This is a genomic window from Pseudomonas sp. 02C 26 (assembly GCF_002843585.1).
Classification (GTDB): Bacteria; Pseudomonadota; Gammaproteobacteria; order Pseudomonadales; family Pseudomonadaceae; genus Aquipseudomonas; species Aquipseudomonas shirazensis.
The window spans coordinates 147850-170167 of the sequence record NZ_CP025262.1; the positions used below are offsets into that span (position 1 = coordinate 147850).

At 63.3% G+C, this 22318-nt stretch carries 21 protein-coding genes; 11 read left to right on the forward strand and 10 right to left on the reverse strand.

The features are described from left to right. Positions 1-3 precede the first annotated feature (3 nt). From metW to CXQ80_RS00725, 5 genes are all read right to left on the reverse strand, one after another. Positions 4-624: a methionine biosynthesis protein MetW gene (gene metW, locus CXQ80_RS00705; protein ID WP_101315477.1), complete on the reverse strand. Its 621-nt coding sequence runs from the start codon at positions 622-624 to the stop codon at positions 4-6. Positions 625-631: 7 nt separating this feature from the next. Next, a complete protein-coding gene (locus CXQ80_RS00710) occupies positions 632-1771 on the reverse strand; it encodes a homoserine O-acetyltransferase (RefSeq protein WP_101315479.1) in 1140 nt (379 codons plus the stop codon). A gap of 86 nt (positions 1772-1857) precedes the next feature. Continuing rightward, a complete protein-coding gene (locus CXQ80_RS00715; protein ID WP_101315481.1) occupies positions 1858-2448 on the reverse strand; it encodes a YggT family protein in 591 nt (196 codons plus the stop codon). Between the two features lie 10 nt (positions 2449-2458). Next, on the reverse strand, positions 2459-3277 hold the full coding sequence (proC, locus tag CXQ80_RS00720; RefSeq protein WP_101315483.1) for a pyrroline-5-carboxylate reductase: 819 nt from the start codon (positions 3275-3277) through the stop codon (positions 2459-2461). Positions 3278-3313: 36 nt separating this feature from the next. Beyond that, positions 3314-4000 (reverse strand): YggS family pyridoxal phosphate-dependent enzyme, encoded by a 687-nt coding sequence (locus CXQ80_RS00725; RefSeq protein ID WP_101315485.1) that lies wholly within the window; start codon positions 3998-4000, stop codon positions 3314-3316. A gap of 65 nt (positions 4001-4065) precedes the next feature. On the opposite strand from CXQ80_RS00725, the gene CXQ80_RS00730 reads away from it, so the two are divergent. Beyond that, the gene (locus tag CXQ80_RS00730) at positions 4066-5064 is read left to right on the forward strand and encodes a type IV pilus twitching motility protein PilT (RefSeq protein WP_101315487.1); all 999 of its coding nucleotides are present in this window, start codon (positions 4066-4068) and stop codon (positions 5062-5064) included. 41 nt (positions 5065-5105) lie between these two features. Here the strand turns inward: CXQ80_RS00730 and CXQ80_RS00735 are convergent, their stop codons facing one another. After that, the gene (locus tag CXQ80_RS00735; RefSeq protein ID WP_101315489.1) at positions 5106-5738 is read right to left on the reverse strand and encodes a C40 family peptidase; all 633 of its coding nucleotides are present in this window, start codon (positions 5736-5738) and stop codon (positions 5106-5108) included. Between the two features lie 165 nt (positions 5739-5903). Here CXQ80_RS00735 and CXQ80_RS00740 point away from each other — a divergent pair, with 165 nt between their 5' ends. Beyond that, positions 5904-6323: a TM2 domain-containing protein gene (locus tag CXQ80_RS00740; RefSeq protein ID WP_101315491.1), complete on the forward strand. Its 420-nt coding sequence runs from the start codon at positions 5904-5906 to the stop codon at positions 6321-6323. A gap of 71 nt (positions 6324-6394) precedes the next feature. Here CXQ80_RS00740 and CXQ80_RS00745 read toward each other — a convergent pair whose 3' ends face one another. The 3 genes from CXQ80_RS00745 to CXQ80_RS00755 form a co-directional block, all read right to left on the reverse strand. Continuing rightward, complete coding sequence (locus CXQ80_RS00745; protein WP_101315493.1) at positions 6395-7084, reverse strand: SPOR domain-containing protein; 690 nt, start codon at positions 7082-7084, stop codon at positions 6395-6397. 1 nt (position 7085) lies between these two features. Continuing rightward, on the reverse strand, positions 7086-8822 hold the full coding sequence (gene argS / locus CXQ80_RS00750) for an arginine--tRNA ligase (RefSeq protein ID WP_101315495.1): 1737 nt from the start codon (positions 8820-8822) through the stop codon (positions 7086-7088). Between the two features lie 123 nt (positions 8823-8945). Beyond that, a complete protein-coding gene (locus CXQ80_RS00755; protein WP_101315497.1) occupies positions 8946-11165 on the reverse strand; it encodes a primosomal protein N' in 2220 nt (739 codons plus the stop codon). A 179-nt stretch (positions 11166-11344) separates the two neighbouring features. Between CXQ80_RS00755 and rpmE the strand changes: the two genes are divergently transcribed. From rpmE to CXQ80_RS00770, 3 genes are all read left to right on the forward strand, one after another. Further along, positions 11345-11560 carry a 50S ribosomal protein L31 gene (gene rpmE / locus CXQ80_RS00760; protein WP_101315499.1) on the forward strand — a complete coding sequence of 72 codons (216 nt, stop codon included), beginning with the start codon at positions 11345-11347 and terminating at the stop codon, positions 11558-11560. Positions 11561-11562: 2 nt separating this feature from the next. Then, positions 11563-12384 (forward strand): thermonuclease family protein, encoded by an 822-nt coding sequence (locus tag CXQ80_RS00765; RefSeq protein WP_101315501.1) that lies wholly within the window; start codon positions 11563-11565, stop codon positions 12382-12384. A 180-nt stretch (positions 12385-12564) separates the two neighbouring features. Next, complete coding sequence (locus tag CXQ80_RS00770; RefSeq protein ID WP_101315503.1) at positions 12565-13833, forward strand: malic enzyme-like NAD(P)-binding protein; 1269 nt, start codon at positions 12565-12567, stop codon at positions 13831-13833. Positions 13834-14355: 522 nt separating this feature from the next. Here CXQ80_RS00770 and CXQ80_RS00775 read toward each other — a convergent pair. Beyond that, entirely contained in the window at positions 14356-16806 is a 2451-nt protein-coding gene (locus CXQ80_RS00775; RefSeq protein ID WP_101315505.1) for a penicillin-binding protein 1A, read from the reverse strand. Positions 16807-16966: 160 nt separating this feature from the next. On the opposite strand from CXQ80_RS00775, the gene pilM reads away from it, so the two are divergent. The 6 genes from pilM to aroB all read left to right on the forward strand — a co-directional run bounded on the left by pilM (position 16967) and on the right by aroB (position 22316). Next, positions 16967-17863, forward strand: a complete 897-nt coding sequence (pilM, locus tag CXQ80_RS00780; RefSeq protein WP_101315507.1) for a type IV pilus biogenesis protein PilM — start codon at positions 16967-16969, stop codon at positions 17861-17863. Beyond that, the gene (locus tag CXQ80_RS00785) at positions 17863-18399 is read left to right on the forward strand and encodes a PilN domain-containing protein (RefSeq protein ID WP_101315509.1); all 537 of its coding nucleotides are present in this window, start codon (positions 17863-17865) and stop codon (positions 18397-18399) included. The genes pilM and CXQ80_RS00785 overlap by 1 nt, the downstream gene beginning before the upstream one ends. Positions 18400-18431: 32 nt before the next feature. After that, entirely contained in the window at positions 18432-19406 is a 975-nt protein-coding gene (locus tag CXQ80_RS00790; protein ID WP_157831725.1) for a pilus assembly protein PilP, read from the forward strand. Next, positions 19327-20598 carry a type IV pilus secretin PilQ gene (locus CXQ80_RS00795; RefSeq protein ID WP_101315513.1) on the forward strand — a complete coding sequence of 424 codons (1272 nt, stop codon included), beginning with the start codon at positions 19327-19329 and terminating at the stop codon, positions 20596-20598. The genes CXQ80_RS00790 and CXQ80_RS00795 overlap by 80 nt, the downstream gene beginning before the upstream one ends. A 4-nt stretch (positions 20599-20602) precedes the next feature. Next, entirely contained in the window at positions 20603-21121 is a 519-nt protein-coding gene (gene aroK / locus CXQ80_RS00800; RefSeq protein ID WP_101315515.1) for a shikimate kinase AroK, read from the forward strand. Positions 21122-21218: 97 nt separating this feature from the next. Continuing rightward, a complete protein-coding gene (gene aroB / locus CXQ80_RS00805) occupies positions 21219-22316 on the forward strand; it encodes a 3-dehydroquinate synthase (protein WP_101315517.1) in 1098 nt (365 codons plus the stop codon). Positions 22317-22318: the final 2 nt, after the last annotated feature.

Below are 22318 nucleotides of genomic sequence, written 5' to 3' on the forward strand. Positions count from 1 at the left end.
GGGTCAGACGGCGATCTGGTGTTCGCTCAGGCTCGGGCTGCTGAGGCGATAGATGCCGATCTCTCCCAACAGATTAGGCCAAACCCGGCCGCCGATGCCATTGCGGTGCAGGCGGTCGACGGCCAGCCGGTCGAGGACCTTGGCATGGTGATCGACGCACAGCTGCTCGAAGTCGGCAAAGGTGCAGAAGTGGATGTTCGGCGTGTTGTACCAGGTGTACGGCATGAAGTCCGAAACCGGCATACGGCCCTTGCTGGCCAGGTACCAACGGCAGCGCCAGTGGCCGAAGTTGGGGAAGGTGATGATGCACTCGCGGCCCACCCGCAGCATTTCGGCGAGGATCCGGTCGGGGTATTCGACCGCCTGCAGGGCCTGGGTCATGACCACCACGTCGAAGCTGTTGCTGGCAAAGTTGCCCAGACCCTTGTCGAGGTCCTGCTCGATGACGTTGACGCCCTTGGCCACGCACGCGGCGATGTTGTCGGCATCGATCTCCAGGCCGTAGCCGGTGACCTGCTTGAGGTCGCGCAACGACGCCAGCAGCTCGCCGTTGCCGCAGCCCAGGTCGAGGACCCGGCTGCCGGCGGGGATCCAGTCTTGGATGATTTCCAGGTCGGCTCTCATGCGGTCCTCAGATGGCGATGCGGTTCATGTAGTTCGAGAAACCCAGCATGTAGCGAGGCGTTGGTATCAGGAAGGCGTCGTGGCCGTACGGCGAGTCGATTTCCAGATAGCAGACGTTCTTGCGTGCGGCCATCAACGCATCGACGATTTCTCGCGAGCGGGCCGGCGAGAAGCGCCAGTCGGTAGTGAACGAGATCACGCAGTAGTCTGCCGTGACGTTGCTCAAGGTTGCCGCCAGATCGCCGCCATGCGTGGCGGCCGGATCGAAGTAGTCGAGCGCCTTGGTCATCAACAGGTAGGTGTTGGCGTCAAAGCGACCGGAGAATTCTTCGCCTTGGTAGCGCAGGTAGCTTTCGACCTGAAACTCAACGCTGTGGAAGTCGTAGTTGAGCTTGTCGCTCTTGAGTTCGCGGCCGAATTTCTCGCCCATCGAGTCATCCGACAGGTAGGTGATGTGGCCGACCATGCGCGCCAGCATCAGGCCGCGCTTGGGGATCACGCCCTGGTCCTGGAACGAGCCACCGTGGAACTCAGGGTCGGTGAGGATGGCCTGGCGGGCAACTTCGTTGAAGGCGATGTTCTGCGCCGACAGTTTGGGCGCGGAGGCGATATCGACGCAGTGGCGGACCCGGTCAGGGTAGGTGATGGTCCATTGCAGGGCCTGCATGCCACCGAGACTGCCACCCACCACGGCGGCCCACTGGTTGATGCCGAGACGGTCGGCCAGGCGCACCTGGCTGTGTACCCAGTCTTCCACGGTGAGCACCGGGAAGTCGGCGCCGTAGGGCTTGCCGGTCAGCGGGTTGACGCTGCTCGGGCCGGTGCTGCCGTTACAGCCGCCAAGGTTGTTCAGGCTGACCACGAAGAAGCGGTTGGTGTCGATCGGCTTGCCAGGGCCTATACAGCTGTCCCACCAGCCGGGCTTGCGCTCGTCGGCACGGTGAAAGCCCGCGGCATGGTGATGGCCAGACAGCGCGTGGCAGATCAGCACGGCATTGCTCGCGCTGCTGTTGAGCGTGCCATAGGTTTCATAGACCAGCTCGTAGCTGGCCAGCGATCGGCCGCAGGCCAGCGCCAACGGTTCATCGAACCGGGCAGTCTGCGGTGTTACCAGACCGACGGAATCTTCGGGAAAGACAGTGGACATCGACCCTGCTCACGCTTGACGGAGGCGTAAGTCTAAAGAGCGCTACCCCCAGCGGCAAGCACAGGCTGCCGCTGGCGGTGCACGGGTCAGATCATTCGCCACAGCTCTTGCGGCATGCCGGCGTAGGCTGCCAGTGGTGGCATCACGAACGACTGGATCACCTGGATCGCCAGGAAGGCAAAGATCGGCGAGATGTCCAGGCCGCCCAGGTTCGGTATCAGGCGGCGGAACGGCGCCAGCACTGGCTCGGCGATCTGGTAGGCGAGCTCGGCAGCCGGGTTGTGGCTGTTGGGCGCAACCCAGGAGACGATGACCATGACGATCATCGCGACCCAGAAGATCTTCAGGAACAGCGAGGTAACGCCAATGATCGCCCACATAAGCAGGTGCAGGATGTCACCGGCGGTGCCGTAGGTGATCATCAGCACAAAAGCCATCAGCAGCGCCTGGATCAGGATCGCCAGCAGCAGCGACGAGGTATCCAGGCCGAAGATGCTCGGCACGATGCGCCGGATAGGCTTGAGCAGCGGTTGCGTGGCGCGCACCGCGAACTGGCTCAGCGGGTTGTAGAAGTCGGCCTTGACCAGTTGCAGCACAAAGCGCAGCAGAACGATCGCCAGATACAGGCTGACCAGGGTTTGCACCACGAAAATAGCGGCGCCAGACAGTGCATTCATCAACAGCTCCTTATTTGCCCAATTGTTCGGCGAGCTCGGCGGAGCGCGTTGCCGCGGCCTGCAGCGCCTGTTCGACGATGGCCTCGAAAGCATTGCCCTGGAACGATTTGATCGCCGCCTCGGTGGTCCCGGCAGGCGAGGTGACCCGGCGGCGCAGCTCAGCGGCATCGACATCACTGGCGACTGCCATGTGCGCCGCGCCGAGGGCGGTTTGCAGGGTCAGCTGGGAAGCGGTTTCGCGCGGCAGGCCGAGCTTTTCGCCGGCAGCGGTCATTGCTTCGATCAGCAGGAAGAAGTACGCCGGGCCGCTGCCGGAGACTGCCGTTACGGCGTCCAACTGCTGCTCGTGCTCCAGCCACAGCGCCGTGCCTACGGCCGACAGCAGTTCTTCGGCCTGCTGACGTTGCTCGGCAGACACCTGCTCGGTGGCGTACAGGCCGCTGACGCCTTGGCGCAACAGGGCCGGGGTGTTGGGCATGCAGCGCACCACAGGGCGCGGGCCGAGCCAGTCTTGCAGGCTGGCGCAGGTGATCCCGGCGGCGATGGAGACGATCAGTTGGCCGTCCTGCAGGTTGGCCTGCAGGCTCTGGCAGACGCTTTTCATGACCTGCGGCTTGACCGCCAGGACGATCACGTCGGCGTCGGCGATTGCTTGAGCGTTGTCTTCGAACACCTCGATTGCGTGCTCGGCGCGAACCCGGCTGCGGGTCTCGGCGCCAGGGTCACTGGCGCGAATCTGCGCAGCGTCCAGACCCTGCGCACGCAGGCCGCCAATCAGGCTGGCGGCCATGTTGCCGGCGCCGATAAAGGCAATACGTGTCTTGCTCATGTCAGGTCCTTAGAAAAAAGTGAGTAAAGCATGGATTCAAGCCTGCCCGTAATCGCGCGCGCCGAACAGGGCGGTGCCAATACGCACCCAGGTCGCACCTTGGCTGATGGCGGCCTCGAGGTCGTGGCTCATGCCCATCGACAGGGTGTCCAGGCCAAGATTCAGGCTGGCCTGCAGCTCGCGCAGTCGGGCAAAGGCAGCCTCCTGCACCGCGCGCTCATCGCTCGGCTCGGGGATGGCCATCAAACCACGCAAACGTAGGCCCGGCAGTGCGGCCACCGCTGCTGCCAATGCTGGCAGCTCAGCCGGGGTACAGCCAGACTTGCTGTCCTCGCCACTGACGTTGACCTGCAGGCAGATGTTCAGTGGCGCCAGCTCGGTCGGGCGTTGTTCGGACAGGCGTTGGGCGATCTTCAAGCGGTCTACCGAATGCACCCAGGCGAAATGCTCGGCAATCGCGCGGGTCTTGTTCGATTGAATGGGGCCGATGAAGTGCCAGGTCAAGGCCAGGTCAGTTAATTCATCTTGCTTGGCCAGGGCTTCCTGCAGGTAGTTTTCACCCACGTCGCGCACGCCGGCAGCGTAGGCTTCACGCACGGCGGCGGCGGGTTTGGTCTTGCTCACGGCCAGCAACTTGATGCTGGCGGGGTCGCGGCCACAGGCGAGCGCTGCGCTGTCGATACGGGCGGCGAGGGCGCCGAGGTGGTCTGCTATGGTGGACATGGAAGAATGCCGGCGGCTCAGTGATCTGCGCCATTCTACCTGCTTGATAGCCTTTGGGGAGTCTCATGGACGTGACTGACCTGCTGGCCCAGGCCGCTGCTGCGGGGGCATCCGACCTGCACCTGGCCGAGGCCGAACCACCACTGCTGCGCGTGGACGGCGACCTGCGCCGACTCGATCTGCCGCCGATGCCTGCCGGCCAACTGCAGCAAAGGCTGGCGCCGCTGTTGGCTGAGCACCAGATGCAGCAATGGCTGGCCGGTGCCGAACTGGATCTGGCGGTGACCCTGAACCAGGGCTGCCGCTGCCGCCTCAACCTGTTTCGCCAGCGTAACGGCCTGGCCGCCAGCCTGCGCTTGATCCCGAGCCATGTGCCAAGCATCGCCGAGCTTGGTCTGGAAGATGTATTGCAAGCTGTTGCCCAGTGCACCGATGGCCTGGTGCTGATCGGCGGGGCAACGGGTAGCGGCAAGTCGAGCACCCTGGCCGCACTGGTCGACTGGCTCAATCGTGAGCGCTCGTTACACATCATCACCCTGGAAGACCCGATCGAAGTTATCCACAGCAGCCAGCGCAGCCTGGTCACCCAGCGTGAAGTTGGCCAGCACAGCAGTGACTTTGCCCAAGGCCTGCGCAGCGCGTTGCGTCAGGACCCTGACGTGATCGTGCTGGGTGAACTGCGTGACCTGGAGTCGATCCGCCTGGCGCTGCGCGCGGCGCAGACCGGGCATCTTGTACTGGCGACCGTGCACACGCGCTCGGCGGTGAGCAGCATCGACCGTATGGTGGAGGTGTTTGCCGCTGACGAGAAACCGCTGGTGCGTACCCTGCTGGCCGACTCGCTGCGCGTGGTCGTGGCGCAGGTGCTGGTCAAACGGCGCGGTACCGGTCGGGTTGCGGCGCGGGAAGTTCTGCTGGCGAACATGGCGGTGCGCAACCTGATCCGCGAGGGACGGTTGGCGCAGATCTACTCACTGATGCAGGCGGGAGGCGCGGCGGGGATGAAGACCATGGATGCAGCTTTGCAACAGTTGCGCGCTGAAGGCGTGATCGAAACGGGGTAGCATCTGCACTGGCCTCGTTGCGAGGCCAGCGCGTGCACCTGTCAGCGCTTGGCCAGGCTCAGCTGTTGATCCTTCGGCAGGACGCGCTTGGCGACTACGTAGTGTTTCTGCCAGTACGGCTTGCTCAGTTGGTCGATGCTGACCGACTTGCCACGACGCGGTGCATGGATGAAGCGGTCGTTGCCCAGGTAAATGGCAACATGATTGACCCGGCGGCTCTTGATGTTGAAGAAGATCAGGTCGCCTGGCTTCAGATCGCCCTTGGCAACCTTGACGCCGTGACCCTGGGCCATGGCATTGGAGGTACGCGGTAAATCGACATCTGCCACGTCGTTGAACGCATATTTCACCAGCCCGCTGCAGTCAAAGCCCTTGCCTGGCGTGCTGCCGCCCCAGCGATAAGGGGTGCCGAGCACATTCACCGCGCGGCTTAGCACGTTGCTGCTCTGCTTGGCGGACATGGCCACAGCCGGCAAGGCGCTGGCAGCATTGCTTGGGCGGGCACGCAGATTGGCCGATTTGGCTGCTGCATGTTTGACCGGTGCATGCTTCACGGTGGCGTTGGTGGTGTAGCCAGTGAAGCCGTTGGGAAGTCGTTGCTCACGATTGGTGGCGTGGGCTGCCAGGGGTAACAAGAGGCAGAGGGTCAGCCATGTCTTGAATAAAGGCGGCATAGATGAAGCTCTTGAAAGATGATTAGGTGATGACGCGCAACTTTATAACAGCTTTTTGCTCAAAAAATGATCCGTTGGTCGACTGCAAGGAACCATGCGTCGGCTTCACATGAAAAAGTCACATTTATTCTGAGAATATTTTTGGCTAAGCCACGAGGGCTAGGAATGAATACTTATCAACAAGGGGCGCCTTATCACGACACCCATAGCAAGGTACTGGGGTACCTTTTGTGGATTTTCGGCTTCCTCGGCGCGCACCGTTTCTACTACGGCAAGCCGATTACCGGGACTATCTGGTTCTTCACTCTGGGCCTGCTGGGCATTGGCTGGTTGATCGACCTGTTCCTGATCCCGGCGATGGACCGCGAGGCAGACATGCGCTTCCAGTCGGGTCGGGTCAACTACAGCCTGGCGTGGGTACTGCTGACCTTCCTCGGGCTGTTCGGCGTGCACCGGCTGTACATGGGTAAATGGATCACGGCGATCATCTACTTCTTTACCGGGGGCCTGTTCCTGCTTGGCATCCTTTACGACTTCTGGACGCTCAACCGGCAGATTTCCGATGTGAACAGCGGCCGGGTCTGACTGATCCGTTCCAGCCTCGATGACGAGCTGAAAAAAAGGCCTTGGCGCGATTCGCGGCAAGGCCTTTTCAGTTACTGACGGGTCTGTCGCTGTTGCAGCAGAAGGTTGCTGAAGCCGGCACCGGCCAGCTGCTTCTGGGCAACCGTGAGTTGTTCACGGTTGCTGAAAGGGCCGACCAGCACCCGGTACCAGGTCTCTTCCTTGACCGTGCCCGACTCGACCTTGACCACCTGGCCGAGCAGGATGATCTGCGCCCGCACCTTGTCAGCATCGGCCTCTTTGCGGAACGAACCGGCCTGGAGGAAGAACTGCGTGGTTGCCGCTGGCTTGATCACCGGCGGTGGCGGCGGCGGAGTCTGCCCGAGCAGTGCTGCCTGCGCGCGCGCTGTGTCGATTTTCGCAGCCTCGGCCGGGGTCACCGGTTGCGCCGGTACCGGCGGAGTTTTCTCCGGCACGGCCTCAGGCGGCACGATCACTTCCGATTCAGGCAGCAAGGTGTAGAAGTCGTACTTTGGCTTGACCGGTACCTGCGGCGTGGCCGCGGTGGTCTTGGCTGCTTCGGCAGTCCTGCCCGGTTTTTGCTGTTCCGGCTTGGCCCGCTTGATGTCATCACCGCCAGGCTCGAGCTTCATCAGGAAGACAATGAACGCGCCAACCGTCAGGCCGACCGCCAGCCAGATCCAACCCGGGATCGGCTGTTTGGCAGGGGCCTGTTGGCGGCTGGCGCCGCGCTTGGGTGCAGGTTTTTTCTTGGCAGCCAACTTACATGCGCTCCAGGGTTTCCAGGCCGAGCAACTCCAGGCCTTGCTTGAGCGTGCGGCCGGTCAGGGCGGCCAGGCGCAGGCGGCTCTGTTGTTGTTCAGCGGTTTCGGCGGCGAGGATCGGGCAGTTCTCGTAGAAGCTGGAGAACAACCCGGCGATGTCGTACAGGTAGCTGCACAGCACGTGCGGGGTACCTTTGTCGGCGACGCTGTTGAGCACTTCGCCGAACTGCGCCAGGCGTGCGGCCAGGTCCTGCTCGTGTGGGGCCTGCAGCACGATCTGGCCGTCGAGCTGGTCGTAACCCTTGCCCAGCTTGCGGAACACGCCCGCGACCCGGGTGTAGGCGTACAGCAGGTACGGCGCGGTGTTGCCTTCGAAGTTGAGCATCAGTTCGAAGTTGAAGCTGTAATCGCTGGTGCGGTGCTTGGACAGGTCGGCGTATTTCACCGCGCCAATACCGACCACTTCGGCGATCTGGCGCAGTTCGTCTTCGGCCAGGCTCGGGTTCTTTTCCTTGACCAGCGCATAGGCGCGGTCCTTGGCCTCGTTGAGCAGGTCGATCAGCTTGACGGTGCCGCCATCACGGGTCTTGAACGGGCGGCCATCGGCGCCGTTCATGGTGCCGAAGCCCATGTGTTCCATCTGCATCGGGTGGCCGACAAAGCCTGCGCGGCGGGCCACTTCAAATACCTGGTTGAAGTGCAGTGCCTGACGCTGGTCGACGAAGTACAGCGCGCGATCGGCCTTGAGCACGTTGCTGCGGTAGCGCACGGCGGCAAGGTCGGTAGTGGCGTACAGGTAGCCGCCATCGGCCTTCTGCACGATCACCGGCAGCGGCTCGCCATCGGCGGTCTTGAATTCCTCGAGGAACACGCACTGCGCGCCCTGGCTTTCGACCAGCAGGCCTTTGCTCTTGAGGTCGCTGATGACGTTGGCCAGATCAGCGTTGTAGGCGCTTTCGCCCATCACGTCGGCCATGCTCAGCTTGACGTTGAGCAGCTCGTAGGTCTTTTGGCAGTGCGACAGCGAGATGTCCTTGAAGCGCGTCCACAACGCCAGGCAGTCGGGGTCGCCGGCTTGCAGCTTGACCACCAGGCCACGGGCGCGGGTGGCGAATTCTTCGGATTCGTCGAAGCGCTTCTTCGCGGCGCGGTAGAAGTTTTCCAGGTCAGACAGCTCGTCGCTGGTGATCGGATTTTCCTGCAGGTAGGCCATCAGCATGCCGAACTGGGTGCCCCAGTCGCCGACGTGGTTCTGGCGGATCACCGTGTCGCCGAGAAACTCCAGCACTCGCGCAACGCTGTCACCGATGATGGTCGAGCGCAGATGGCCGACGTGCATTTCCTTGGCCAGGTTCGGCGCCGACAGGTCGACCACGACCTTCTCGGCCGGACCAGCCTTGCGCACGCCAAGCTGGCTATCGGCCAGGGCAGCATCAAGGCGCTCGGCCAGGGCGGCGGTGTTCTGGAAGAAATTGAGGAAGCCCGGACCGGCGATCTCGACTTTGCTGATGTCAGCGCTGGTCGGCAGTGCTGCGATGAGCTTTTCGGCGAGGTCTCGCGGCTTCATCCCGGCTGGCTTGGCCAGCATCATGGCGATGTTGCTGGCGAAGTCACCGTGGGTCTTGTCGCGGGCGTTTTCCACCTGAATCGCCGGGGTCAGGCCGTCAGGCAGCACACCGTCGGCGACGAGTTGGGTGAGGGCTTGCTGGATCAGCTGGCGAATGGTGTCTTTCATCGGAATCTCTTTTCGACCGCAAGCGCGGCGGAGCGCTTCGATGCGCAGGTGGAAAAACTGAGCATTATCCGTGGCTGAGCCGTGGTTGCCAACCTTTGCGGGTATCAACGGCGCGTCAACAGCTCAGTACAGGTCGACCGGATCGACGTCCAGCGACCAGCGCACCTGACGCCCGCTGGGCATCTGTTCCAGCTCCAGCAGCCAGGCGCTGATCAGCCGGTGCAGCGGCGCGCGGGCGCTGGCCTGCAACAATAGCTGCGCGCGAAAGCGCCCGGCGCGGCGTTCCATCGGTGCCGGCACCGGGCCGAGCAACTCGATGCCCTGGCCGCCCTGTTCGGCCAGCAAGCGCTCGGCGGCGCTGCACGCTTCATCCAGAAACCCTTCGGCCTGGCCCGGCTTGTGCGCTTCGGCGCGCAGCAGGGCGAGGTGGGCGAAGGGTGGCAGGCCGGCGCCGCGGCGTTCGCTCAGGGCCTGTTCGGCAAAGGCGAAGTAGCCTTCTTCAGTCAACTGCACCAGCAGCGGGTGCTCGGCCAGGTGGGTCTGCACGATGACCTTGCCCGGCTCTTCGGCGCGCCCGGCGCGGCCGGCGACCTGCACGATCAACTGGGCCATGCGCTCGCTGGCGCGGAAGTCGCCAGAGAACAGCCCGCCATCGGCATCGAGGATCGCCACCAGGGTAACTCGCGGAAAATGGTGGCCCTTGGCGAGCATCTGCGTGCCGACGAGGATGCTTGGCTGGCCGCGCTGGATGGTGGTGAACAGGTTGTGCATGGCGTCTTTGCGCGATGTGCTGTCGCGGTCCACGCGCAATACCGGGAAGTCCGGGAACAGTACTTTCAGGCGCTCTTCGGCGCGCTCGGTGCCGGCACCCACTGGGCGCAGGTCGACATGCGCGCACTTGGGGCAGCGCAGCGGCAGGCGCTCGTCATAGCCGCAGTGGTGGCAGCGCAGCACGCCGGAACGCTGGTGCACGGTCATGCGTGCATCACAGCGCGGGCAGCCCGACATCCAGCCACAGTCGTGGCACAGCAGTGTCGGGGCAAAACCGCGCCGGTTAAGGAATACCAGCACCTGCTGGCCGGCTTCGAGGGTCTTGCCGATGGCCTGTTGCAGCGGGCCACTGATGCCGCTGTCCAGCGGCCGGCTGCGCACGTCGAGGCGCAGGAAGCGCGGCTGTTTCGCACCCCCGGCGCGGTGGTTCATGCGCAGCAGGCCGTAACGGCCGGTGTGGGCGTTGTGCAGGCTCTCCAGCGAGGGCGTGGCCGATCCGAGCAGAATGGGTACGTTCTCTTGATGCGCGCGTACCAGCGCCAGATCGCGGGCGTGGTAGCGCAGGCCCTCCTGCTGTTTATATGAGCCGTCGTGCTCTTCGTCGATGATGATCAGGCCAGGGTTTTTCATCGGCGTGAACAGCGCCGAACGGGTGCCGATAATGATGTCGGCTTCGCCATCCCGCGCCGCCAGCCAGGCATCCAGGCGCTCACGGTCGTTCACCGCCGAGTGCAGCAGAGCGATGCGCGCATTGAAGCGCTGCTCGAAGCGCGCCAGGGTCTGCGGGCCGAGGTTGATCTCGGGGATCAGCACCAGCGCCTGCTTGCCGGCCTCCAGGGTTTCGCGGATCAGTTGCAGGTAGACCTCGGTCTTGCCGCTGCCGGTAACCCCTGCCAACAGAAACGCATGGAAGCTGCCAAAGCCCGAGCGCACGGCTTCGAAGGCTGCCCGCTGTTCGTCGTTGAGCGGCAGCTCCGGCTGCGCCAGCCAGTGTTCATGGCGGGTAGCCGGGCGTTGCCGGCGCACCTCGAGCTGGACCAGCTGTTTGGCCAGCAGCAGGTCGAGGCTGTCCTTGTTCAGACCCAGTTTACTCAACAGGCTGTGGGCAACGCCGTGCGGGTGCTGCGACAAGGTCTGCAGGGCTTCGCGCTGACGCGGCGCGCGGGCAATCCGCGGGTCGTCCAGGCGCGCGTCAGCGGTGACCTGCCAGAACCGCTCCTGGCGGATTTCGGCTGCTTCGCCCTGGCGCAGCAGCACCGGCAGCGCCCAGCTCAGGGTATCGCCCAGGCTGTGCTGATAGTACTGAGCGGTCCACAGGCACAGCTTGAACAGCGCTGGCGGCAGCGGCGAGGTTGGGTCGAGCAGGGCAATCGCAGGCTTGAGCTTGTCGGCCGGCACCTCACTGGTGGCGCAGACCTCGACCAGGATGCCGATCATCTCGCGCCGACCAAACGGCACGCGGATACGCATGCCCGGGGTCAGCGGCTGGCGGGCCATGGCGGCCGTGGCCCGGTAGTCGAACAGGCGACGCAGGGGCGAAGGCAGGGCAAGGCGCAGGATGACGTCGGACACGCAGAAGGTCTCTGAAGGGCATTTCGGAACAGTTCAGGGCAGCGCCGAGCCTAGCAGACGACGGTCGGTGCGTGCGACAACTTGCGCTGACGCTGCGCTCTGGTATTATTCCCCGCCTAATTACGTGCGGTATTCAACAATAGGTGTTGGGTGGCGGCACGCAGCTCGAGGAAGTGACCATGAAAGAGAATATTCATCCGAACTACGAAGTAGTTGCAGTCACCTGCAGCTGCGGCGCCAAATTCGAAACCCGTTCGACCCTGGCCAAGCCGCTGGCGATCGACGTGTGCTCCCTGTGCCACCCGTTCTACACTGGCAAGCAGAAAGTCCTGGACACCGGTGGTCGCGTACAGAAGTTCGCAGATCGCTTCGGCATGTTCGGTGCCAAGAAGTAAGATTGCGCATGGCGAAGCCCTTGGCTCTCGCGCTGCTGCAACGAAAAGCGTCCCTTGTGGGCGCTTTTTTTATGGCCGCGATTTGTGCCATGCCGGCGCAGGCCTTCTGCCCATTGCCGGTCAAGCCGCAGCAAGTCGCCGTGCGTCAGGTGCTGGATGGCGACACCGTGCGCCTGAGCGATGGCCGCAGCGTACGCCTGATCGGCATCAATGCCCCTGAGCTGGGGCGCAAGGGCCGCCCGAGCGAGCCCTATGCCGAAGCCGCCAGGCAGCGCCTGCAGGCTTTGATCAAGGCCAGTGATGGCCGGGTCGGGCTGGTGCGCGGAGCTGAGGCGAAAGACAAATATGGCCGCACTCTGGCGCATATCTATGGGCGTAATGGCGACAATCTTGAGGCGGTGCTGCTCAGCGAGGGCCTTGGCTTGCACGTGGCCATAGCGCCCAATGTGCGCTTGGCGGGCTGCCAGGATGCGGCCGAGCAGGCGGCTCGTTCTGCTCGCCTCGGGCTGTGGCGGCAATCGCCGGTGCAGCGCGAGAGCGCCCTGCGCCAGTCCGGATTTGCCGTGCTCAGCGGCACCGTGAGGCGTATCGAGCGCAATCGGGGCGGGGTCTGGCTGGACCTTGGCGAACGCGTGGTGATGCAGGTGCCCGCTCGTCTGCAGCGGCACTTCCCGGCGCGCTTCTTCGATAACCTCAAAGGGCGCCAGGTCGAGGTCCGCGGCTGGGTGATCGACCGTTCCCGCAAGGGTGTGATCAAGCCCGGGCAGCGTCGCTGGCTGCTGCCATTGACCGATCCGAGCATGCTCAAACGGGCCTCTGGCTAAAAAATTGTAGACATTAATGCCTGCAATTGTACACACTGAATCCCGCATGCCCCGTGGGTTGTAGCGTAAAGTCGTAGGCCATGGGCCTTGACACATGTGACCGGGCAGTCTTGTCGCCCCCCGGCACTTTGCGTATCCTCGGCGGTCCGTCAGAACAGTAAATAAGCGGAATTGCCCACCATGTCAGACCTGAAAACCGCCGCTCTCGAATATCATGCTCAGCCTCGTCCGGGGAAACTGAGCGTCGAGCTCACCAAGCCAACCGCCACTGCGCGCGACCTGTCCCTGGCCTACAGCCCGGGCGTTGCCGAACCTGTGCGCGAGATCGGTCGTGATCCAGAGCTGGCTTACAAGTACACCGGCAAGGGCAACCTGGTCGCAGTGATCTCCGACGGTACCGCCATTCTTGGCCTGGGTGACCTCGGTCCACTGGCTTCCAAGCCGGTCATGGAAGGCAAGGGCGTTCTGTTCAAGCGTTTCGCCGGTATCGATGTATTCGACATCGAAGTCGAGTCGGAAAGCCCACAGGCCTTCATCGACACCGTGCGCCGTATCTCGATCACCTTCGGCGGTATCAACCTCGAAGACATCAAAGCGCCAGAGTGCTTCGAAATCGAACGCACCCTGATCGAGCAGTGCGACATTCCGGTATTCCACGATGACCAGCATGGCACCGCCATCGTCACCGCGGCCGGCATGATCAACGCCCTCGAAATCGCCGGCAAGAAGCTCGAAGACGCGCAGATCGTCTGCCTGGGCGCCGGCGCTGCCGCGATCTCCTGCATGAAGCTGCTGGTCAGCATGGGTGCCAAGGTCGAGAACATCTTCATGATCGACCGTACCGGTGTTATCCACTCCGGCCGTGAAGACCTGAACCAGTACAAGGCGCAGTTCGCCCACGCTACCGACAAGCGCAGCCTGGCTGATGCCCTGCAAGGTGCTGACGTATTCGTAGGTCTGTCCGGCCCGAATCTGCTGAGCGCTGAAGGCCTCAAGTCGATGGCTGCCAACCCGATCGTGTTCGCTTGCTCGAACCCGGATCCAGAGATCAGCCCGGAACTGGCTCACGCCACCCGTAACGACGTGATCATGGCTACCGGTCGTTCCGACTACCCGAACCAGGTCAACAACGTTCTGGGCTTCCCGTTCATCTTCCGTGGTGCTCTGGACGTTCGTGCCAAGCGCATCAACGAAGAGATGAAGATCGCTGCGGCCATCGCTCTGAAGGACCTGGCCAAGCAGCCAGTGCCTAAGGAAGTCTGCGATGCGTACGGCGTGCAGGCCCTGGAGTTTGGTCGTGAGTACATCATTCCGAAGCCGATGGATCCACGTTTGATTACTCTGGTTTCTGATGCGGTGGCCAAGGCTGCGATCGAAAGCGGTGTTGCTACCCTGCCTTATCCGAAGCACTACCCGCTGAAAAGCGTGGACGATGTGTTCAACGGTTAATAGGCATGGCGTTATGAAAAACCGGCTCTGATGGGGCCGGTTTTTTTATGGCTGGGGTTTGGTTTGCCGCGGCGGCCACACCGCGCAGCTCAACGGCGGTCCGTGTAGGAGCGGCCTTGTGTCGCGAAAGGGTCGCGCAGCGGCCCCGGCTATCTGTGGTTCGCTCACTGTTCCTGTGGTCTTATCCATTTTCTGTGGTGGCCTTACAGGCCCCTTTCGCCCTTACGGCGAGTCACTTTTTTGGCAAACGCCCCAAAAAAGTAACCAAAAAAATGCTTGGCTCCACATCCGGCCCCTGCGCTGCGCTGCGGGGTTCCCTCGCTCCGGTCTTGCTCCCGGGAGGACCGCGCTGAACGGGCCCTCCTGGCCCGCAGCGCTTGACGGGCATCCATGCCCGTCACCTCCCTCCGCAAGACCTGCGCTCGGCCTCCTGAGTCGCCGGTGGATCAAGATCAAAAGCACGCCTCGCTGCGCTGGCGCAGATCAAGAGCTAGGGCCGCTCTACGGCCCCGGCTTTTGGGCTTAGAACAGGTCCATCGGCGCTGATTCGTCCGCTGGCAGCGGGCTGCCAGGCGCTGCGCCGTTGCCCAGTTCATCCACCGACGGCGGCGAATCTTCGGCCTTGAACAGTTCGAAGTAGGCGTTCGGCGTGCTTGGGGTCGCTGCGCGGCCGCTGACCGGATCGACCCGCAGGCTGAGGATGCCTTCAGGTTCGGCTGGAGCGTGGTTGGGTTTGTCTTTCAAGGCGGCGCCCATGAAGCTCATCCAGATCGGTAGAGCCGCAGTGCCGCCGTATTCGCGGCGGCCGAGGGTTTCTGGCTGGTCGAAGCCAACCCAGACAGTGGTCACGTAGTCGGCGTTGTAGCCGGAGAACCAGGCGTCCTTCGATTCGTTGGTGGTACCGGTCTTGCCAGCCAGATCGGTGCGGCCCAGAGCCATCGCCCTGCGGCCGGTGCCGCGCTTGATCACGTCCTGCAGCATGCTGGTGAGGATGTAGCTGGTGCGCGGGTCGATGATCTGTTCGGCGAGCACTGGTGTCTGCGCACTGAACTGGGCGTTGGCGGTCGGCGCTTCGCCCGGCATGCCGCTGCTGCTGATCGGCTGCTCTGGCGCGGCGATGCCGGCCTCATCGCTGCCGCCGCCCTGCGGCACATGTGCAGGGTTGGCAGTAAACAGGGTATCGCCGTTGCGGCTCTCGATGCGCTCGATCAGGTACGGGCTGATCTTGTAGCCGCCGTTGGCGAAGGTGCTCCAGCCGGTGGCAATTTCCATCGGGGTCAGGGTCGCGGTGCCGAGCGCCAGCGACAGGTTGCGCGGCAGGTCCTGCTTGTTGAAGCCGAACTTGGCGATGTAGTCGATGGTGCGGTCGACGCCCATCGCCTGCAGCAGGCGGATCGAGACCAGGTTGCGCGACTTGTACAGCGCTTCGCGCATGCGGATCGGGCCAAGGAAGGTGTTGGTGTCGTTTTTCGGCCGCCAGACCTTGTCCAGGTACTCATCGACAAACACGATCGGCGCGTCGTTGACCAGGCTCGCGGCGGTGTAGCCGCTGTCCAGGGCCGCGCTGTAGACGAACGGTTTGAAGCTCGAGCCCGGCTGACGCTTGGCCTGCATGGCGCGGTTGTAGTTGCTCTGCTCGAACGAGAAGCCACCGACCAGGGCGCGGATCGCGCCGTTGTACGGGTCGAGGGTGACCAACGCACTCTGCGCGCCCGGGACCTGGCTGAACTTGAGCTTGCCTTCATCCAGGCGCTGCACGCGGATCAGGTCGCCGACCTGGGCGACATCGGCAGGCGATTGTGGCGCCCGGCCTTGAGCGTTGGTGTTCAGATACGGCCGCGCCCATTTCATGGTTTCCCAGGCCACGTCCTGCTCTTCGCCGTTGCGGGTGAGCACTTTCAGGCCGGTCTTGTCGACCTGGGTGACGATGGCTGGCTCCAGCCCGCCAAGGGTGCGCTGCTTGCCCAGCTCCTGCAGCCAGGCGGCGTGGGTCTTGCCCGGGAAGCGTGACTCAGGGCCGCGGTAGCCATGGCGCTCATCGTAATCGGACAAGCCATTGAGCACGGCGCTGTTGGCCATGTTCTGCATATCGCTAGGCACCGTGGTGGTCACCCGGAAGCCTTCGGTGTAGGCCTCACTGCCATAACGACCAACCATTTCAGCACGGGCCATTTCGGCAATGTACGGCGCGTTCACTTCCGGGGTCGGCACGTGGTAACTGGCGTTCAGCGGCTCGGCCAGGGCGGTCTCGTAGCTGGTCTGGTCGATCTTGCCGAGTTTGTACATACGCCCGAGGATCCAGTCGCGGCGCTCTTTGGCCCGGGTCGGGTTGGCCAGCGGGTTGAAGCGCGAAGGGGCCTTCGGCAGGCCGGCGATCATGGCCATCTGCGCCAGGCTGACGTCGCGGATCGACTTGCCGTAGTAGACCTGCGCTGCGGCGTCGATGCCGTAGGCGCGGTTACCCAGGTAGATCTTGTTGACGTACAGCTCAAGGATCTCGTCCTTGGTCAGTTCGCGTTCGATCTGCAGGGCCAGCAGGATTTCGTTGGTCTTGCGGGAGAAGCTGCGCTCGCTGGTAAGGAAGAAGTTCTTCGCCACCTGCATGGTGATCGTGCTGCCACCCGTCTGGATATGACCAGATTTGACCAGTTGGGTCGCGGCACGCATCAAGCTGCTCGGATCGACCCCGTAATGGTTGAGGAAATTGTCGTCTTCGGCTGACAGAAGCGCCTGAATGAACTGTGGGGGAATTTCCGCGAAGCGGATCGGCGAGCGGCGCATTTCGCCAAACTCGGCAATCAGCTTGCCATCGCTGCTGTAAACCCTCAGGGGGATCTGCAACTGGATGCTTCTGAGCGAGTCGACCGAGGGCAGGCTGGGACTAAGATACAGAAACGCCCCGCTCAGACCGAGTACGAGGGCACAGATGACTGCGACGAAAGACCACCAGAAGAACTTCAGCAGGCGTATCAAGGCTTTTGAGTGTCCAGGTTGAGAAATGGAGTGCGCACAGGTCCGGCGGACAGGCAAAAACGCTGGGCATTATAAGCAGTTTTCGCCCCATCGGGCGACCGTCGGGGCGACCGGTCGGGCCAATGGCGCGGGCTGACAATCATGGAGCAGGGAGACAGCGATGCTTGGACGCTTGGGCAAGGATGCCGGTTCATTGTTGGGTGTGGAAATAGCCGCCGACTCGGTGCGCATGCTGCAATTGCATAGGCGCCAGGGGGCTGAGCAGGTCGTTGGCTGGGCGTATCAGCCGCTGCCGGGGGCAGTTGGCAATGACTGGGCGCAAGCCCCAGATGCTCTGATAGACGCGCTGCGCTGCGCCTTTGAGCGCTGCGGCAGTCGGTGTGCGCAGGTTGCAGTTGCGCTGCCGGGTGGGGCGACGTTGTGCAAGCTTTGTTGCCTCCCAGCAGGCTTGTCGGCGGCTCAACTGGAGCAGCGCCTGCTGGTCGATGCCGAGCAGATGTTCCCGTTTGCCCTGGAAGACCTGGCGTTGGACTTTCAGGTGCTCGGCCCGGCAGTCGAGCCGGTGGGGCATGTCAATGTGCTGGTTGCCGCTTGCCGCCAGCGCTCACTGGATCAGCTCGAGCAGCTGCTGGAGGCCGCAGGCCTGTGCGCGGTGGCAGTCGAAGTCGACAGCATCGCCCTGCGCCGGCTGGTGCCCGACGGCCAGGCCTTGCTGCGTATCGAGCAGGGCGGGGCAGCGTTACATAGCTGGTCGGCAAGTGGCCTGCCGCAGCGTCAGGAACTGACTTTTGGCGCCCATGAGCCGGACGATGCACGCCTGCAGCGCGTGCTTGAGTTGTGCGCAGCGGCGCTGCCAGGCGAGCACGGTGTGCAGGTGGTCGCGGCCAGCGAACAGGCATCACGCTGGCTACCCGCTTTCGCTGCTCGATTGCCCTGCGATGCGCTGTCGCCGTTGCACGGTCTGGGCTCGGCTGGCCTGAGCAATCGTGCCGAGCTGGCGCGGGTGGCGCCGCACATGGCGCTGGCCTGCGCTCTGGCACTCGGCGGTGCCTGCTGATGCTGCGTTTGAACCTGCTGCCCTGGCGCGAACGGCAGCGGCTGGCAGCGCTGCGACGGTTTCAGCTGGCACTGATTGGCAGCCTGCTGCTGGCGCTCGCCGGCGTGATCATGCTTGACCAGCTGGCGCGCCAGCGTGGTCAGCAGCAACTGGCGGCGATTGCCGAGCGCCAGGCTGACGTCGCCCGACTCGACATCCAACTGCAGCAGTTGAAGGCGGTGCAGGGCAGCCACGCTGATGTAATGGCGCAGTCAGCAGCGCTGCAAGCGCTGCGCAATGGCCAAGACCTGCTGCCGAGGGTGTTCGCTGAGCTGGAGCGGGCATTCGGTGCCAGTTTGCAGCTGACCGAGATGTCCATCCAGGAGGGGCAGTTGCAACTGCTCGGGTTGGCGGCGTCGCCTGCGGTAGTGGCGCAGTTCATCCGCGATCTGCAGCAATCAAGGCAATTCGACGCGCTTGAACTGAAGCATATCCGTGCAGTTGCCGACGGCGATGAGTTCCTGTTGCTGGCACGTCTGTCGGCGCTTGAGCTGTGAGCGGGCCATGGCCTCCCGACTGGCAGCAAGTGGTGAGCAGTTCGCTGCTGGCCAGGCTGGCGATGCTGCTCGTACCGCTGCTGATTGTGGCCAGTGTGGCCTGGCTGATGCGCTTTGAGGGTGTGCAGCGCACCTACCGGATGCAGACGGCAACACTGCAGGCACTGGAGCAGGCGTTCGGGGTCAAGGCGCTAGGCGTGCAGGACTTGCCCGCCGCGCAGGAGGCACTTGCTGACAGTAAGGTGCAGTTGCAGGACGCCCGCTGGCGCTTGGCGGCTGGGCAGGAAATGAGCGACCTGCTCGATCAGTTGGCGCGGTTAGGCCATGCCCATGGGCTGCTGATCGAGCAGGTGGATGTCGGCGAGCCGAGCCAGGCGGCCGGCTACCTGGTCGCGCCGCTGCAGTTGCAGGTGATCGGCAATTACCCGGCGCTGCGGGCATGGCTGGATGACTGGCTGGGTCAGATCCGCCTGCTGCACGTCTCGACCCTGCAGCTTGCCGCAGCAGACCAGCCCGGGATGCTGCGGCTGCGCTTGCACGTGCAGGCCTTTGACGCGGGCCAGCAGTTACCGGCGCCGACCTCGCTAGCGCATGAAGCCGCCAGGCAGCGGGCACCCCAAGCGCAGGTTGATCCATTCCAGGCCTGGTCTGCACGCAGCGCAGCCGATGGTCTGGCCTGGGTGCCGCTGGCTCAGTTGCAGATGGTCGGCAGCCTCGCCCGTGATGGCCAGTATCAGGCTCTGGTGTGGTGGTCCGGGCGTTTGTATCGCGTGCGCGCGGGTGACCCATTGGGTCGCGACCAGGGTGTAGTTGTGCGGGTCGACGAACGGCAGATGGAGGTGCGCGAGCAGGTCTTGCTTGGTGGAGCCTGGCAGGAGCGATCAACCCTGGTTGGGTTACGAAAGCATGTGACGCAAGGAGGCATGGATGAAGCTCGGACAACTGGCAATGCTGCTGGCGACGGTTCTGGCGATGCACGGGGCGCAAGCGAAGACCTATCAGGGTGAACCGCTGTCGCTGAATTTTCAGGATGTTGAAGTTCGCGCAGTGCTGCAGGTGCTGGCCGACTATGCCGGGATCAACCTGGTGGTCAGTGATACGGCAAACGGCAACGTTACGCTGAGGTTGATACAGGTGCCCTGGGATCAGGCGCTGGACCTGGTCCTGCGCAGCAAAGGGCTGGCGAGCCGGCAGGAAGGCAATGTGCTGCTGGTAGCGCCGGCGGCCGAGCTGGCTGGGCAATCCCGCGATGAACGGCTGGGCCGGGAGCTGGACGCCCAGTTGCAGCCGCTCGAACGCGCGTTGTTGCCAGTGCATCACGCCAAGGCAGCGGAGCTGGCCGACTTGCTGCTGGCGACCTTGGCCGACGACGGCATCCTGACCGGGCGCGGCAGCCTGGGTGTCGATGCGCGGACCAACACGCTGGTGGCACATCAACCGGCAGAGCGACTTGCCGAGCTGCGCCGACTGGTCACCGAGCTGGATGTGCCGGTGCGGCAGGTGCTGATCGAAGCACGCATTGTCGAAGCCAACGTCGACTATGAAAAAAGCCTCGGGGTGCGCTGGGGCAAGCCGTTCAGCGGCGCCGAAGGCCGCAGCGGCAAAGGGCTGTTCGTCGATCTCGGCGTGGATCGGCCAACTTCAGCGGTGGGTCTGGGGTTGCTGCGCGGCGACGCCTTGCTGGATCTGGAGCTCAGCGCGATGGAAAAGAGCGGCAATGGCGAAATCATCTCGCAGCCCAAGGTGGTGACCGCCGACAAGGAGACCGCGCGCATCCTCAAGGGCACCGAAGTGCCATATCAGGAAACCAGCAAGAGCGGCGCGACCTCCGTGTCGTTTCGCGAAGCCTCGCTATCGCTCGAAGTTACCCCGCAGATCACCGCCGATGGTCAGGTAATCATGACCGTGCGCGTGACCAAGGACGAGCCGGATTACGTCAATGCACTCAACGATGTTCCACCGATTCGCAAGAACGAGGTCAACGCCAAGGTGCGCGTGGCCGACGGCCAGACCATCGTCATCGGTGGCGTCTACTCGACTACGCAAAACAATGTGGTCGACAAGGTGCCATTTTTCGGTGATCTGCCGTATGTTGGGCGGCTGTTTCGACGCGATGCATTACAAGAGAAAAAATCCGAGCTGCTGGTCTTCCTGACTCCGCGTATCATGAGTGACCAGGCGATTGCTGTGAGTCGTTGATTCTGTGCGAAATTTGATACTTGTAGGGCCCATGGGCGCTGGCAAAAGCACCATCGGACGCCTGTTGGCCAAAGAGCTGCGCCTGCTGTTCAAGGATTCCGACAAGGAAATCGAACTGCGGACGGGCGCCAATATCCCGTGGATCTTCGACAAGGAAGGCGAGCCGGGCTTTCGCGATCGTGAAGAAGCGATGATTGCCGAGCTCTGTGAGCTGGACGGCGTAGTCGTGGCTACCGGCGGCGGTGCAGTCATGCGTGATGCCAATCGGCGTGCTCTGCATGCCGGTGGCCGGGTGATCTATCTGCACGCCTCGGTTGAGCAGCAGGTCGGCCGCACGGCACGCGATCGCAATCGGCCGCTGTTGCGCACCGCCAATCCGGAAGCGACCCTGCGTGCTTTGCTCGAGTCGCGAGATCCGCTCTATCGCGAGATCGCCGACGTGATCGTGGAAACCGACGAACGGCCGCCGCGCATGGTGGTCCAGGATATTCTCGAGCGCCTCGAACAGTTGCCGCCCCGCTAAGCCGGGACTATTCTCGGCCACCAACGCCGAGGCAGGGGTTCAACCTTACCGCGTGTGTCGTCCAGGCGACGCCGCGCTCCAGACATTGTGGGGATACATGCAGACACTTAAGGTCGATCTGGGCGAACGCAGCTACCCGATCTACATTGGCGAAGGCCTGCTGGACCAGCCTGAACTGCTGGCCCCGCACATTGCCGGCCGGCAGGTCGCCATTGTCTCCAACGAAACTGTCGCGCCCCTGTATCTACAGCGCCTGAGCCAGACCCTGGGTGCCTATTCGGTGTTGCCGGTGGTACTGCCGGACGGTGAAGCACACAAGAACTGGCAAACCCTGCAACTGATTTTCGATGGCCTGCTGACGGCTCGCCACGACCGCCGCACCACGGTGATCGCACTGGGCGGCGGGGTCATCGGTGACATGGCCGGTTTCGCCGCAGCCTGCTACCAGCGTGGTGTCGACTTCATTCAGGTGCCGACCACACTGTTGTCCCAGGTCGATTCGTCGGTGGGTGGCAAGACCGGCATCAACCATCCGCTGGGCAAGAACATGGTCGGCGCGTTCTATCAGCCCAATGCGGTGCTGATCGACACCACCAGCCTGAAGACGCTGCCGGCGCGCGAGCTGTCGGCAGGCCTGGCCGAAGTGATCAAGTACGGCCTGATCTGCGACAAGCCATTCCTCGCCTGGCTCGAAGAGAATATGACCGCCCTGCGCGGTCTCGACAACACGGCGCTGACCGAAGCGATTCGTCGCTCCTGCGCGGCCAAGGCCGCGGTTGTGGGCGCCGACGAGCGCGAAACCGGCCTGCGCGCCACGCTGAACCTCGGCCATACCTTTGGCCATGCCATCGAAACCCACATGGGCTATGGCGTCTGGCTGCATGGCGAGGCGGTGTCTGCAGGTACCGTGATGGCGCTGGAAATGTCCATGCGTCTGGGCTGGATTGATCAGGCCGAACGTGATCGCTCGATTCGCCTGCTGCAGGACGCAGGATTGCCGGTGGTGCCACCACAGGAAATGACCCCGGCGCATTTCATGGAGCATATGGCGGTCGACAAAAAGGTCCTCGACGGGCGCATGCGGCTGGTGCTGTTGCGCCAGCTCGGCGAAGCCGTGATTACCGACGACTATCCGCAAGAGATCCTTCAGGCCACGCTGGCAGCGGATTACCGCGCCATTGTGGCCCAGCTTTGAGG